This window comes from Streptomyces sp. NPDC027663, assembly GCF_055566415.1.
In genome coordinates this window covers 69,032-81,479 of sequence record NZ_JBVHSK010000013.1, presented here as the reverse complement: position 1 = coordinate 81,479, position 12,448 = coordinate 69,032, and the positions used below count along the sequence as shown (strand labels likewise).

The window sequence follows — 12,448 nt, the reverse complement described above, 5'->3', positions numbered from 1 at the left end:
TACGGTCCGCTCCCGCACGGCTGTCCGCCGCCCCGGCGTCTCACCGGGCGTGCCGTACCGCCGGCGCAGTCAGCCGGCGTACCGCCGTGCGGGTGAGTCACGGCGGGCCTGTGCCGGCGCGGCCGGCCAAGTCCCGGGCGAGCGTCTCGGCGGTGCCGTCGGCATGCGGCTCCTCCGGCCGGGTCTGTCGCTGCCGGCCGCGGACGTCCCGGAGCAGCATCAGACAGGCTGCGGCGACCTCGCCGGTGCGGATGCGCAGCAGGCGGGTGTCGGGCGTGCGGCCGTGCGGGTCGCCGGGCGGGCCGGGATTCCACAGCGCCAGGTGGTACGGGCTCGGGGGCGGCCCCCACAGTCGCGGGGACACCGGGCCGAACAGGGTGACGGAGCGGGTGCCGTGGGCCACCGCGAGATGGGCGAGGCCGGTGTCGCCGCTCAGCACCAGGGATGCCCCCGCCACCAGCGCGGACAGCTCGCCGAGGGGCAGGCCGCCGGTGAGCACGTCGTGGCCGGGCCGGCCGCTGCGTTCGGCGACCGAGCGGACCAGGGCGTCCTCGTCGGGGCCGCCGGTCAGGACCACGTGGTGTCCGGCGGCGCCCAGGCACCGTACGACGGCGGCGAACCGCTCCCCGGGCCAGCGGCGGGAGCCCGAGGCCGCTCCTGGGTGCACGACGACCGCGCCCGGGGCGGGGGACGGTGTGGCCGGCGGGGGCAGCCGCAGGTCCCGGGGGTCGGCCGGGATGCCGTAGCCGTGCAGGAAGGCGCACCAGCGCTCCCGCTCGTTGGCGTGCGTCCGCCACGGCGGGCCGTCCGGACAGGCGTGCGCGAGCAGCCGGCGCGGGTGCAGGGCGGCCAGGGCGTCGCGGCTCTCGGGGCCGTTTCCGTGCAGGTCGATCGCCACGTCGGGCGGCGGGACGGGCCAGCGTCCGAGATCCGGCACCGCCCGCCCCGGTGCCTCGGCCGGGAACACGGCATCGACCGCTCCGGTGACCAGAGCGAGTCCGGCGAGACCGGCCGGCTGGGCGAGCACGACCCGGTGCCCGGGAAAGGCCCGCCGGACGCCACGCAAGGCGGGCACACCGGCCAGCAGATCACCGAGCCCCAGCGCGCGCAGCACCAGGACGGTCGGGGGGTGCGGGGTACTGGTCACCTGGTCGGTCCTCCGGTGGGTGCATGGGCGAGGACCGCGTCCCCGCCCCGTCGGTCAGCCAGTCCCCGCACACGCCGGGGCCGCGCCATGACCGCCGTGCCGGCCCGGCCCGGGACGCCCGGAGACCGGTCGGCTCTCACTCGCCGCGGCCCCCCGTCGACGCCGGCCCACGGGCCGCGCGGCGGGCGAGGAGTGTGGTGGAGCGGCCGTCCAGGTACGGCAGGAGGAGCACCTGGCCGCCCCAGCTCTCCACCAGAGGCTGTTCGGGGAGCGGAGTGCGGGCGTAGTCGCCGCCCTTGGCCCAGATGTGCGGGCGGAGTTCGGCGAGGACGCGTTCGGGGGTGTCCTCCCCGAAGACGGCGACCGCGTCCACGCACTCCAGGGCGCGCAGCACCCGTACCCGGTCGGCGGCCGGGACGAGGGGCCGGCCGTCACCCTTGCGGCGGCGTACGGAGTCGTCCGAGTTGACGCAGACGATCAGGCAGTCGCCGGCCCGGCGGGCGGCCTGGAGCAGGGCGACGTGGCCCGCGTGCAGCAGGTCGAAGCAGCCGCCCGCGGCGACCACGGTGCCGCCCGCGGCCCGGACGCGGGCGGCCGTGCGCACGGCGTCGGCGGTCGTGTCGCCGTCGGCCGGGGCTTCGGTGGCCGGCTCCGGCTGGTCGGCCGTGGCGACCGCGCGGGCGCCGCCCTCGGCGACATAGCGGGTGGCGGCGTGCACGGCGGCCTGGACGGCGGCCTCGGTGAGCGTGCCGTCGGCGAGCAGGCCGGCGGCTGCGGCGGCGAACCGGTCGCCGGCGCCGCACGGGTCGCCGGTGGCGGCGGCCGGGGTCGGCACGAGCAGCGGGGTCTCGCCGTGCGAGAGCAGGGCGCCGCGTTCGCCCAGGGTCACGGCGACGGCCTGGACCTGCCAGGCCCGCACGAGCGTGCCGGCGTCCCGGGCGGCGGTGCGCAGCCCGGCCGCGTCGCCGGTGTCGTCGCCGTGGTCCAGCCGCCGGGCGAAGGTGCGGGCCTCCTGGGCCGAGGGGGTGGCCAGGCGGACGCCGGGCACCGGGGGCCCGCCGCGCACGTGGGGGTCCCAGACGACGGGGGCGGCCGTGTGCGTCAGCGCGTCTCGCAGGACGTCGGCGGTGCCGCGGCCGTAGTCGGCGACGAGGATGCCGCCGGCTTCCGCGACCGTGGCCACCGCCTCCGACGTCGCCTCGCGGGCGCGCCCGTCGCCGTCGTCGAGGCGGAGCAGCGGCCGGCCCCCGGCCATGACGCGGGTCTTGCTGCTCAGGGCGCCCTCCAGTGGCACCTCGACCAGGCCGACCCGGCCGGCCAGCAGTGCGCGCAGGGCGTCACTGGCGGGGTCGTCGCCGAGCGCGGTGACAAGGGTGACGGGGCGTCCGTCGGCGGCCGCGAGGCAGGCGGCGAGGGCCGCGCCGCCCGGACGGGAGCTGCGCCGGGTGCCGTGGACCACGGGTACGGGCGCGTCCGGGGCGAGCCGTTCGGCCCGGCCGCACAGGTCGTGGTCGAGCAGTGCGTCGCCCACGACGACGAGAGGCGTGCGGGAGGCGGCGGTCATGTGTGTCCCTTCCTCGGGGCCACCCGAGTACCGGGCGTGGTACGGCCGACGGTGCGGGCGCGGCCGACGAGCCGGCCGACGACTCCCGGCCTGCCCACGGCTCCCGCCCCGCCATCGGCCACCGGCCTGCCGCCGGACACCGACCTGCCTTCGACACCGTCACCGCCATCGCCGCCGTTACCGCCTTCGACCCCGTCACCGACGTCACCGCCGGCCAGACGCTCGGCGTCCGCGTCGGCCCGGTGGCCGGCATGTGCGGCCGCCCGCTGGTTCGCCTCGCCGCGCTGCACGGCCTGGTCGAAGGACTCGCAGAGCATGTGCACGGCGACCAGATGGAGTTCCTGGACGGTGGCGGCGACGGGAGCGTCGACGCACAGCGACTCGTCCGCGCCGAGCTGCAGCGGGTTGGGGGCCCGCCCGGTCAGCGCCCACACCGTCATCCCCATGCGGCGGGCGCGTTCGGCGGCGGTCAGCAGGTTGGCGCTCGCCCCGCTGGTGGACAGCAGCATCAGCACGTCTCCGGGACGGCCGTGGGCGGCGGTCTGCCGGGCGAACACTTCCTGGACGCCGTAGTCGTTGGCGATGGCGGTGGTGGAGGAGGTGTCGGCGTGCAGGGCGACCGCGGAGAACGGCGGCCGGTCGTCGCGGTAGCGGCCGACGAGTTCGGCGGTGAGGTGCTGGGCCTGCGCGGCGCTGCCGCCGTTGCCCGCGACGAGCAGCCGGGAGCCGGAGCCCAGCCGCCGCGCGAGGTCGGTGCCCCAGCGCTCGATCAGCGGGCCGTGCTCGCGGAACGCCTCCAGGGCCTTGGCGAGGTCGTCGCAGTGCGCGGTGTCGGTGACGGTGTTCATCGGACGACTCCCGAGAGCGAACGGAGCGGGGACACGGCGCCGTACACCCCGGCCACGCCGTCGGCCACCCGGTCCCAGGTGTAGTGGCTGAGCACCCGTTCCCGGCCGGCGGCCCCGTACCGGGCGAGCCGGTCCGGGTCGGCGAGCAGGGCGCGGACGGCCGCGCTGAGGTCGTGGTCGTCGTCGGCCGGGACCAGGACGCCCGTCGTGCCGTCCACGACCGTGTCGAGCTGGCCGCCGACCGCGGTGGCGACGACCGGCGTGGCGCAGGCCATGGCCTCCAGCGGCACGATGCCGAAGGGCTCGTACACGGGCAGCGACAGCATCAGGTCGGCGCTGGACATCAGCCTGGGCATGCGGGCCCGGCCCACCCCGCCGAGCAGGGTGACCCGGTCGGCGACGCCGTGTTCGCCGGCGACGGCGTAGAGGCGGGCCGCCTCGGGGTCGGCGCCGAGCAGGTCGGCCTCGGGGCCGCCGGCGATGAGGAGTTCGGCGTCGGGGATCCCGGCCAGGGCGCGGATGGCCCGGTCGAAGCCCTTCCGGGGCACGAGCCTGCCGACGGCCAGCAGCCGGCGGCGGGCGCCGGGCGGACGGGGTCGGGCGACGGGGGCGAACTGGTCGGGGTCGACGCCGCACGGCACGACGCTGATCCGGTCCTCCGGTACGCCCATGGCCTTCAGTTCGGCCACCTCGTCGCTGCAGGTGGCGATGATCCGGGCGCACTCGTGGCCGATGGCCTCCTCGATGGCGAGGCGCTGGGGCGGGCTGGTGTCGGCGGCGCCCTGGTAGCGCTTCTTCACCGTGCCGAGCGCGTGGTAGGTCTGCACGACGGGGATGCCGAGATCGCGGGCGCCGGCCAGGGCGGCGAGGCCGGACATCCAGAAGTGGGAGTGCACCACGCCGGGCGGGCTGAGCGCCCAGTGGCGGGCCAGGAACTCGCCGAACTCGTCCATGTACGGCAGGAGTTCGTCCTTGGGGACGGGGGCGGGCGGTCCGGCGGGCACGTGCACCACCTGCACCCCGTCGATCAGGGTCACCCGGTCCGGCAGGCCCGCCGAGTCCCGCCGGGTGTACACCGTGACCCGGTATCCCCTTCTGGCGAGCTGCCGGGCGACCTGCGCCACGTACACGTTCTGCCCGCCCGCGTCCGGTCCGCCGAGCGCGGCCAGCGGGCTGGCGTGCTCGGAGACCATGGCGACGCGTCCGGCCGTGTGCGGAATGCGGCTCATCGGGTGACCTCCTTGATCAGGCGCTCCCAGTCGTCGAGGAAACGCCGCTCTCCGTAGCGGGCCCGGGCGGCGGCCCGGGCGGCGTCGCCGGTGCGGCGGGCCAGTCCGGGTTCGGCGAGGAAGGCCCGTACGGCGTCCTCCAGTACGTCGAGGCGGTTCGAGACCACCCCGGCGCCCTCGGGTACCGCTTCGCGGATCTCGGTGGTGTCCAGGGCGACCACGGGCATGCCGAGGAACATGGCCTCCAGCAGGGACAGACCGAGCGAGGTCCAGCGCACGGGGTGCAGGTAGACCCGGCACCGGGCCATCTCGCGGTGCAGTTCGTGCTGCGGCAGGTCCCGGGTGCGGCAGCGCCCGGGGGGCAGGCCGAGGTGTTCGGCGAGTCCTTCGGTGCGCATGCCGAAGACGTCGAGGGGCGCGGACCGGGCGAACCGGGGCAGCAGGTCGGTGCCGGTGGTACGGCCCCTGCGCACGGGCTCGTTGACGACGACGGCCGCACGGCGCTCGGTGCCGGTCCAGCGGTGGCCGGGGTCGACGATGCCGTGCTCCACGACCTCGGCCGGGGCCCGGCCGCTGTCCCACATCAGCCGGTTGAAGTGGGTGACGTGGACGACCGGGATCTTCGACTGCCCGGCCAGCGGGTGCAGTTGCCGCTCGGGCGACTCGTCGGGGCTGTTGTGCTCGACGTACACGGCGGGCACGTCCACGCCGGGCCGGCGGCCGGTCCAGCGCAGGGCCAGGTCGAGTTCGTGCGGGCGCTGCAGGACCATCAGGTCGATGTCGCAGTCCCACAGTTCCTCGGGGGTGCGTTCCCGTACCGACTGCGGCCAGTCCCAGGTCACGGCCCGGCCGAGGCCGTCGGGCCCGTGGTCCGCGGTGACCGGGACGAGGTAGGTGTGCGGGCCCTGCACGAAGGCCGTGAGCCAGGATCCGTGCACGTGCCAGACGAGGATGTTCATGAGTGCCGCTCCTGGATGAGCTTGTGGACCGCGCCCACCACGTCCTGTCCGGTGACCTCGTCCAGGCAGGGGTGACCGGGCACCGGACAGGTGAGGGCCCGGGTGCCCGCGCACGGCGCCGACTGGTCGCCGAGCAGGATGACGGGGACGCCGTACGGCGCCCAGCGCTCGGCCGGTACGACGGGCGCGAACAGGGACACGACGGGGGTGCCGACGGCGGCGGCGAGGTGGGCCGGGCCGGTGTTGGCGCTGATGACGACGTCGGCCGTGCGCAGCACCCCGGCGAGGGTGCGCGGGGAGGTCCAGCCGCCGAGGTCCACGGCCAGGTCGCCGCTCACCTGCCGGGTGAGGGCCGTCTCGCCGGGGCCGCCGGTGACGACGACGCGGTGTCCGGCGTCGGCGAGCAGGGCGACGGCCTCCGCGCAGCGGTGGGGGCTCCAGGCGCGGGCGGGTGCGCTCGCGCCGGGGTGCAGGACGACATAGGGGCCGTGGCCGGTCAGGCTGCTGGTGTCCGGGGGCGGGAGGACGCGCAGCCGCAGGTCGTCGCCGCGGGGCGGCAGGAAACCCAGGGCGGCGGCGGTGTCCAGGGCTGCCTCGGCCTCGTGCCGGCCGGCGAGCCGCCGGTGGCGTACGTCGAGGAGCCGGCCGGGGTGGTCGACGCTGTCGGCGCCGATCCGGCCGACGCCGGCGAGCCGCAGCAGCAGTGCGGTGGGCAGCGGGCTCTGGTGGAAGGAGGTGAGGACGAGCGCGGTGTCGTACGCGCCGGCGCGCAGCCGGCCGAGGAGTGCGTCGATGTCCGGCACGCTGACCGGGGGCGGTTCGAAGCCCTCCCAGGGCGCCTCCCACACCAGGACCTCGTCCACACCGGGCAGCAGCCGGGCGGCGTCCGCGCCGCGGGGTCCGCACAGCAGCGTGACGTGCGCGCTGTGGGCGGCGACGGCGCGCACGGCGGGACCGGCGAGCAGGACGTCGCCGAAGCTGTCGAGACGGACGACGAGGGACCTCATGACGACGGCCTCCCCCGGGACCCGTCGAAACCCGTGGGCCTGTCGGACTCCGCCGGCCTGTCGGACCCCACCGGCCCGTCGAACCCCGCCTGCCTGTCGAACCCCGCCTGCCTGTCGGACCCCACCGGCAGTTCGGACCCCGCTGGCCCGTCGGCCCCCACAGGCAGGTCGGACTCCACAGGCAGGTCGGCCTCCACCGGCAGGCCGAGTCTCACCGTCTGCTGGGACACGGGCACGCCGGCCGCCGCGGTCGCGCCGAGCGCGCTGCGCACGGCGGTGAGCACATCGGGGGCGCTACGGTGGGCGAAACGTTTCACCTCCGCCGGTGCCGTCGCCGCGTTCGGGACGAGCACTCCCCGGGCGCCCGCCGCACGCGCGGCCAGCACGTCCGCGGCGATGTCGCCGATCACCAGGCACTCGGCAGCCGGCACGCCCAGCCGAGCGGCGGCCGTGCGGATCATGCCGGGCCGGGGCTTGCGGCAGGGGCAGCCGGCGTCGGGGGCGTGCGGGCAGAACACCCAGGTGTCCACCCCGCCCAGCAACGCGTCGGCACGCGCGTTGACGGCACGCACCTGATCGACCGTGAGCAGCCCGCGCCCGATGCCGGACTGGTTGCTGACCACGCCGGTGGCCAGGCCACGGGACCGGACCAGGGCGACCGCCTCCGCGGCGCCGGGCAACAGCCGGACCCGGTCGGGGTCGCCGTTGTACGGCACGTCCGCCACGAGGGTGCCGTCCCGGTCGAACAGGACGGCGGACACGGTGGTCAACCGGCACCTCCCAGGGGTTCGGCGTGCCGGTGGCGGACGACTCCGCGCAGCCAGTGCCGGACGGCGAGGGGCGGGATGAGCACGCTGGTGCCGAGCATCCCGGCGACCTCGCGGGCGGTGCGCGGGCCGGGCAGGATGCGGGCGAGGGCGAACTCGGCGGTGCCCAGGGTCCACAGGGCCGCGCAGGCCGTCGCGGCCCGGCGGTGCCCAACCAGGGCAAAGCCGGCGGCGGCGAGGGCCGCACCGGTGACCGCCAGGTGGCGGGGCAGCCGGCCCCGGGGCGCCTGTGCGCGGTCCCACCAGTCGCGGCCGTGCAGCCGGTTCATCAGGGCGTCGTCGGCGTTGCCGCGCTGCGCCGGCAGCGAGGCCCACCAGTGGGCCGCGCGGACCGGGTGCCGGGTGATCCGGCCGCCCCGGACCAGGGTCCAGCCGGAGCGCTGCACGCGCAGGGCAAGGTCGGCGTCCTCGCGGAACGCCCGCGGAAATCGCTCGTCGAAGCCGCCGGTGCGCTTGAGCGCCTCGGTGCGGTAGGCCATGTCGGCAGTGGCCCAGGCGGCATTCTCCAGGCCTTTGGTGGTGCGTTCCCAGTCGGTGGGCCGGCGGTCCAGGGGCAGGGGGACACGCAGCCGCCCCTGGACCCCGCCGACGTCCGGGCCGGCCTCGCGCAGGTCCGCGGCCAGCCGCCGGGACCAGTCCGGCAGTACCTGGACGTCGTCGTCCAGGAAAACCGTCCAGGGCGTACGCACGGTCCGCCAGCCGGCGTTGCGGGCGGCGGCCGGACCCTGGCCGCCGGTGCGCAGCGTGCGCACCCGGTCGAGCAGCTGCCCGGCCGCCGTCAGCGGCAGGTCGCCCTCGCGTGCGGGCCGGTCGTCCACGACGACCACCTCGTGCGGCGGATGGTCGACGGCTTCGGCGAGCGTGCGCAGGCACTCGGCGAGGCACGGGCGGCCGATCGTCGGGACGACGACGGTGTAGGCGGGTGCGTCGCTCATGCGAACGCCTTCCCGCGGCGGACGGCGAACGGTCCGAGCACCAGCAGGTCGACGGGGGCCGAGCCGAAGCACTCCAGGGCGTCCCGCGGGTCGTCGACCATGGGCCGGCCGGCGGTGTTGAGGCTGGTGTTGACCACGACCGGCAGTCCGGTGCGCCGCTCGAAGCCCTCGATCATCCGGGCCACCACAGGCTCCTGCGCCCGGTCGACGGTCTGGATGCGGGCCGTGCCGTCGACGTGGACCACGGCCGGGATACGGGCCTTCCAGTCGGCGGCCACGTGGTGCACGAACAGCATGTGGGGGCTGGGCAGCGGGCCGCCGTCGAAGATCTCGGCCGCGCGGTCGGCGAGGACCATGGGCGCGACGGGCCGGAACTCCTCGCGTCCCTTCACCGCGTTGAGCCGCTCCAGGTTGGCCGCCTTGCCGGGGTGGGCGAGCAGCGACCGGTGCCCGAGCGCGCGCGGCCCGTACTCGCTGCGCCCCTGGAACCAGGCCACGATCCCGTCGGCGGCCAGCGCCTCGGCGGCCGTCTCGGCGATGTCGGCGGGCTCCTCGTACGGTACGGCCGCCCGCTCCAGCCACGCGCGCAGCTCGGCGTCGCTCCAGCCGCGCCCCAGGGCGGCCGTCGGCATCGGCTCCAGGGTGTCCTTCTGCCCGGCGACGTGAGCCGCGGCGCCCAGGGCCGTCCCGGCGTCGCCCGCGGCGGGCTGCACCCATACGTGCCGGAAGCCGCTCTCGCGCCACAGCCGGGTGTTGGCCACACAGTTCAGCGCGACGCCGCCGGCCATGGTGAGCGCCTCCTCACCGGTGCGCTCGCGCAGCCACCGGGCCAGGGCCAGCATGGCCTCCTCCAGGCAGAGCTGGGCGCTGGCGGCGAGGTCGGCGTGGTCCTGGCTCCAGGCGCCGCCGGCCGGGCGGGCCGGGACGAGGCCGGCCCAGGGCACCGGGCGGGCCGTGAAGCCCCCCTGGTCGTCGGCGTGGACGTATTCGCGCAGCCGGCCGGCGAAGCGCGGGGTGCCGTAGGAGGCGAGCGCCATGACCTTGAACTCGTCGCTGCTGCGCAGGAACCCGAGGTGCTGGGTGAGGTCCTCGTAGAACAGGCCGAGGGAGTCCGGGAGTTGCTGGGTGCCGAGCACGGTCAGTTCCCGGTTGGTGCAGCGGCCGGCCAGGTGGGAGCCGCACTCGCCGCGGCCGTCCAGGACGAGGACGGCACAGTCCGGGTACGGCGAGACCGGTCCGGCGGAGGCGGCGTGCGCCACGTGGTGCGGGACGAACCTCACCTTCGCCGGGTCGAGTCCGGGCAGGGCCTCGGCCAGGAACTGCGGGGCCTGGCGGGCATACTCCTGCCGGAGGTGGTCCCAGGGGTCGTGCAGGCCCATCCGCTCGGCGGGGCGCGCGAGTGCGGGGTCGTAGGAGTAGGCGACGGCGTCCAGGTCGGCCGGGGTGAGTCCGGCCTGCTCCAGGCACCAGCGGGCGGACTGCTCGGGCAGCTCCCAGGCGGAGAACGGTACGGGCCGCTTGCCGTGTTTGCGGCGGGAGAACCGCTCCTCCTCCGCTGCCGCCACGACCTGGCCGTCGGTGATCAGGGCGGCAGCGGGGTCGTGGAAGAGTGCGTTGATACCGAGGACGTGCATGCGCTGTCTCCAGGGCCGGGGACGGGCGGGGGTCAGGTCTGCGGTGCCGGGCTCTCCTCACGCGGGACGGGGTCCGCGGGCAGGGCCGCGAAGTAGGCGATGGTCTGCTTCAGGCCCTCCTCCCACGGGACCTGTGGCGACCAGCCGAGCAGCTCCCGGGCGAGGGTGGTGTCGGGCCGGCGCCGGCCGGGGTCGTCGACGGGCCGGTCGATGAACGCGATCGGTGACCGGGACCCGGTGAGGGCGACCACCCGGCGGGCCAGATCGGCGACGGTGATCTCGTCGCTGCCGCCGATGTTCACAGGACGTACGGACCTGCTCCGCGCCACCCGCAGGATGCCGTCCACCGTGTCGTCCACGTAGCACAGCGAGCGGGTCTGGCTGCCGTCACCGGTCACCGTGAGCGGCTCGCCGGCCAGGGCCTGGCAGATGAAGGTGGGCACGGCACGGCCGTCGTGGGCCCGCATCCGCGGCCCGTAGGTGTTGAACAGCCGCACTATCCCGGCGTTCGTCTCCCTGGTGCCGGCGTGCGCGGTGACCAGCGCCTCGGCGAACCGCTTGGACTCGTCGTACACGCTGCGCGGGCCGACCGGGTTCACGTTGCCCCAGTAGCCCTCGTGCTGCGGGTGCACCTGCGGATCGCCGTACACCTCGGAGGTGGAGGCGAGCAGGAAGCGGGCCCCGTCGCGTTCGGCGACCGCCAGCGCGTTGCGGGTGCCGAGGCTGCCCACGTCCAGGGTCTCCAGGGGCATGCGCAGGTAGTCGGCGGGCGAGGCCGGACAGGCGAAGTGCAGGACCAGGTCGTACGGGCCCGGCAGCACGTCGGCGCAGTCGGCCGCGGAGACGTCGCAGTGCACGTACCGGAAGCCCGGCCGGACGTCGAGGTGGGCGACGTTCTCGCGCCGCCCGCAGGCCAGGTTGTCGGCACAGTCGACTTCGGCGCCCGAATCCAGCAGCCGCTCGCACAGATGGGAGCCGAGGAAGCCGGCGCCGCCGGTCACGAGGGCGCGGCGCCAATAGGACGGTGTGTCACCAGTCATGGGGGGCCATTCCTTCGTCGTCCTGCGTCCACCGTCGTACGCGGCCGCGCACGCTCCTGCATGGGCGTTCGGCGCGTCCCGCGTCGCCGGGCCCGGCTTCGCCGGCCCGCTGGGTGAGGAAGAGGACAGGGCTCGGGTCCCGCTGATCCGGAGGACCGCCCTGGTGGGCCGCCGCTTGCTGGACGGCACTGGCAGCAGAGTTCCCGTGCCAGTTGGTTCCATACGTTGGATTCTCATTGTCCGAAAGACCGGGTGCTCGCGCGACTCCGGCGGCCGCATACCACGAAGCGGACGTGGGTGCGCGCCGGCACGCAGCCGCTCGTGTGCACTCCGGCGGACCGGCCGCAAGGCGCTGCGCAGCAGGGCGGCTTCAGGATCTGTACGCGACTCGCGGCCCAGGGAGTGCCGGTGGTCCGGCGGTTCCCGCCGGAGGGGAGCGCCCAGGCACGGGCCGCGGGTGGACCGCGGGTGGCCGGCACCGGGGGCCGTGGGCGCGCTGGTCCCGCGCATCCTGGACCACGGGTGGGCCCGCGCGCTGCCCCGGACGGGCCGTACGGCCGCAGCCGGCCACTCGATGCGCTGAACGGTCACGGCGGGCCGTGTAGCGCGGCGGGCCGGGGGCACTCGGCGCGGCGACGGGCGGCCGCTCATGGGCCGCCGCGGTTCACCGCAGGAGGTAACGACAATGGGTCACGGCGGAAACGTCATCCAGGAGCTGACCACCGACCACCGTGAGGTCGAGGAGATCTTCGGCCGCATCGAGGCGCTGCCGCCCGGCTCCAAGGAACGCAAGAACCTCTGCGACCAGGCCACGATCGAGCTGGTCCGTCACTCGGTCGCGGAGGAGGCCTACCTGTACCCGGCCGTGCGCGAGCACCTGACGGGCGGGGACGCTCTGGCCGACAAGGAACTCGAGGACCACGCCAAGGCAGAGCAGATCATGAAGGACCTGGAGGGCTGTGAGGCGGACGACCCGCAGTTCGACATGCTCATGGGTCAGCTGATGAGCGAGATCAGGTCCCATGTGACGGACGAGGAGCAGAACCTCTTCCCGCAGTTGGAGGCTGCCTGCGCCGCGGACGCTCTGATGGACCTCGGCGACAAGGTCCGGCGGGCGAAGAAGATGGCGCCGACCCGTCCGCACCCGTCGGCACCGGACACTCCGCCGGCCAACAAGCTGCTGGCACCGGGCACCGGTCTGGTCGACCGGATGCGCGACGCGCTCTCGGGCCGGGGCAAGCAGAGCTGACGACGCGCA

At 75.7% G+C, this 12,448-nt stretch carries 11 protein-coding genes; 1 reads left to right on the top strand and 10 read right to left on the bottom strand.

The window, feature by feature from the left end; genetic code table 11:
• Positions 1-97: 97 nt before the first annotated feature.
• The 10 genes from ACZ4SF_RS28810 to ACZ4SF_RS28765 all read right to left on the bottom strand — a co-directional run bounded on the left by ACZ4SF_RS28810 (position 98) and on the right by ACZ4SF_RS28765 (position 11,190).
• A complete protein-coding gene (locus ACZ4SF_RS28810; RefSeq protein WP_468389721.1) occupies positions 98-1,147 on the bottom strand; it encodes a glycosyltransferase family 9 protein in 1,050 nt (349 codons plus the stop codon).
• Between the two features lie 136 nt (positions 1,148-1,283).
• Positions 1,284-2,711, bottom strand: a complete 1,428-nt coding sequence (locus tag ACZ4SF_RS28805; RefSeq protein ID WP_468389719.1) for a PfkB family carbohydrate kinase — start codon at positions 2,709-2,711, stop codon at positions 1,284-1,286.
• The gene (locus ACZ4SF_RS28800) at positions 2,708-3,559 is read right to left on the bottom strand and encodes a D-sedoheptulose-7-phosphate isomerase (protein ID WP_468389716.1); all 852 of its coding nucleotides are present in this window, start codon (positions 3,557-3,559) and stop codon (positions 2,708-2,710) included. Before ACZ4SF_RS28800 ends, ACZ4SF_RS28805 begins: the two co-directional genes overlap by 4 nt.
• Positions 3,556-4,788 carry a glycosyltransferase gene (locus ACZ4SF_RS28795; RefSeq protein WP_468389714.1) on the bottom strand — a complete coding sequence of 411 codons (1,233 nt, stop codon included), beginning with the start codon at positions 4,786-4,788 and terminating at the stop codon, positions 3,556-3,558. Before ACZ4SF_RS28795 ends, ACZ4SF_RS28800 begins: the two co-directional genes overlap by 4 nt.
• Positions 4,785-5,747, bottom strand: coding sequence for a glycosyltransferase (locus ACZ4SF_RS28790; protein WP_468389711.1), 963 nt, complete (start codon positions 5,745-5,747; stop codon positions 4,785-4,787). The genes ACZ4SF_RS28795 and ACZ4SF_RS28790 overlap by 4 nt, the downstream gene beginning before the upstream one ends.
• Positions 5,744-6,754 carry a glycosyltransferase family 9 protein gene (locus ACZ4SF_RS28785; RefSeq protein WP_468389708.1) on the bottom strand — a complete coding sequence of 337 codons (1,011 nt, stop codon included), beginning with the start codon at positions 6,752-6,754 and terminating at the stop codon, positions 5,744-5,746. Before ACZ4SF_RS28785 ends, ACZ4SF_RS28790 begins: the two co-directional genes overlap by 4 nt.
• On the bottom strand, positions 6,751-7,515 hold the full coding sequence (locus ACZ4SF_RS28780; protein ID WP_468390114.1) for a D-glycero-alpha-D-manno-heptose-1,7-bisphosphate 7-phosphatase: 765 nt from the start codon (positions 7,513-7,515) through the stop codon (positions 6,751-6,753). The genes ACZ4SF_RS28785 and ACZ4SF_RS28780 overlap by 4 nt, the downstream gene beginning before the upstream one ends.
• A 5-nt stretch (positions 7,516-7,520) precedes the next feature.
• Positions 7,521-8,516 carry a glycosyltransferase family 2 protein gene (locus ACZ4SF_RS28775; RefSeq protein WP_468389705.1) on the bottom strand — a complete coding sequence of 332 codons (996 nt, stop codon included), beginning with the start codon at positions 8,514-8,516 and terminating at the stop codon, positions 7,521-7,523.
• Positions 8,513-10,150: a carbamoyltransferase family protein gene (locus ACZ4SF_RS28770; RefSeq protein WP_468389702.1), complete on the bottom strand. Its 1,638-nt coding sequence runs from the start codon at positions 10,148-10,150 to the stop codon at positions 8,513-8,515. Before ACZ4SF_RS28770 ends, ACZ4SF_RS28775 begins: the two co-directional genes overlap by 4 nt.
• Positions 10,151-10,182: 32 nt before the next feature.
• Positions 10,183-11,190 (bottom strand): NAD-dependent epimerase/dehydratase family protein, encoded by a 1,008-nt coding sequence (locus ACZ4SF_RS28765; protein ID WP_468389699.1) that lies wholly within the window; start codon positions 11,188-11,190, stop codon positions 10,183-10,185.
• A 685-nt stretch (positions 11,191-11,875) separates the two neighbouring features.
• Here ACZ4SF_RS28765 and ACZ4SF_RS28760 point away from each other — a divergent pair.
• Positions 11,876-12,439 carry a hemerythrin domain-containing protein gene (locus tag ACZ4SF_RS28760; protein ID WP_468389696.1) on the top strand — a complete coding sequence of 188 codons (564 nt, stop codon included), beginning with the start codon at positions 11,876-11,878 and terminating at the stop codon, positions 12,437-12,439.
• The last annotated feature ends 9 nt before the right edge of the window (positions 12,440-12,448 follow it).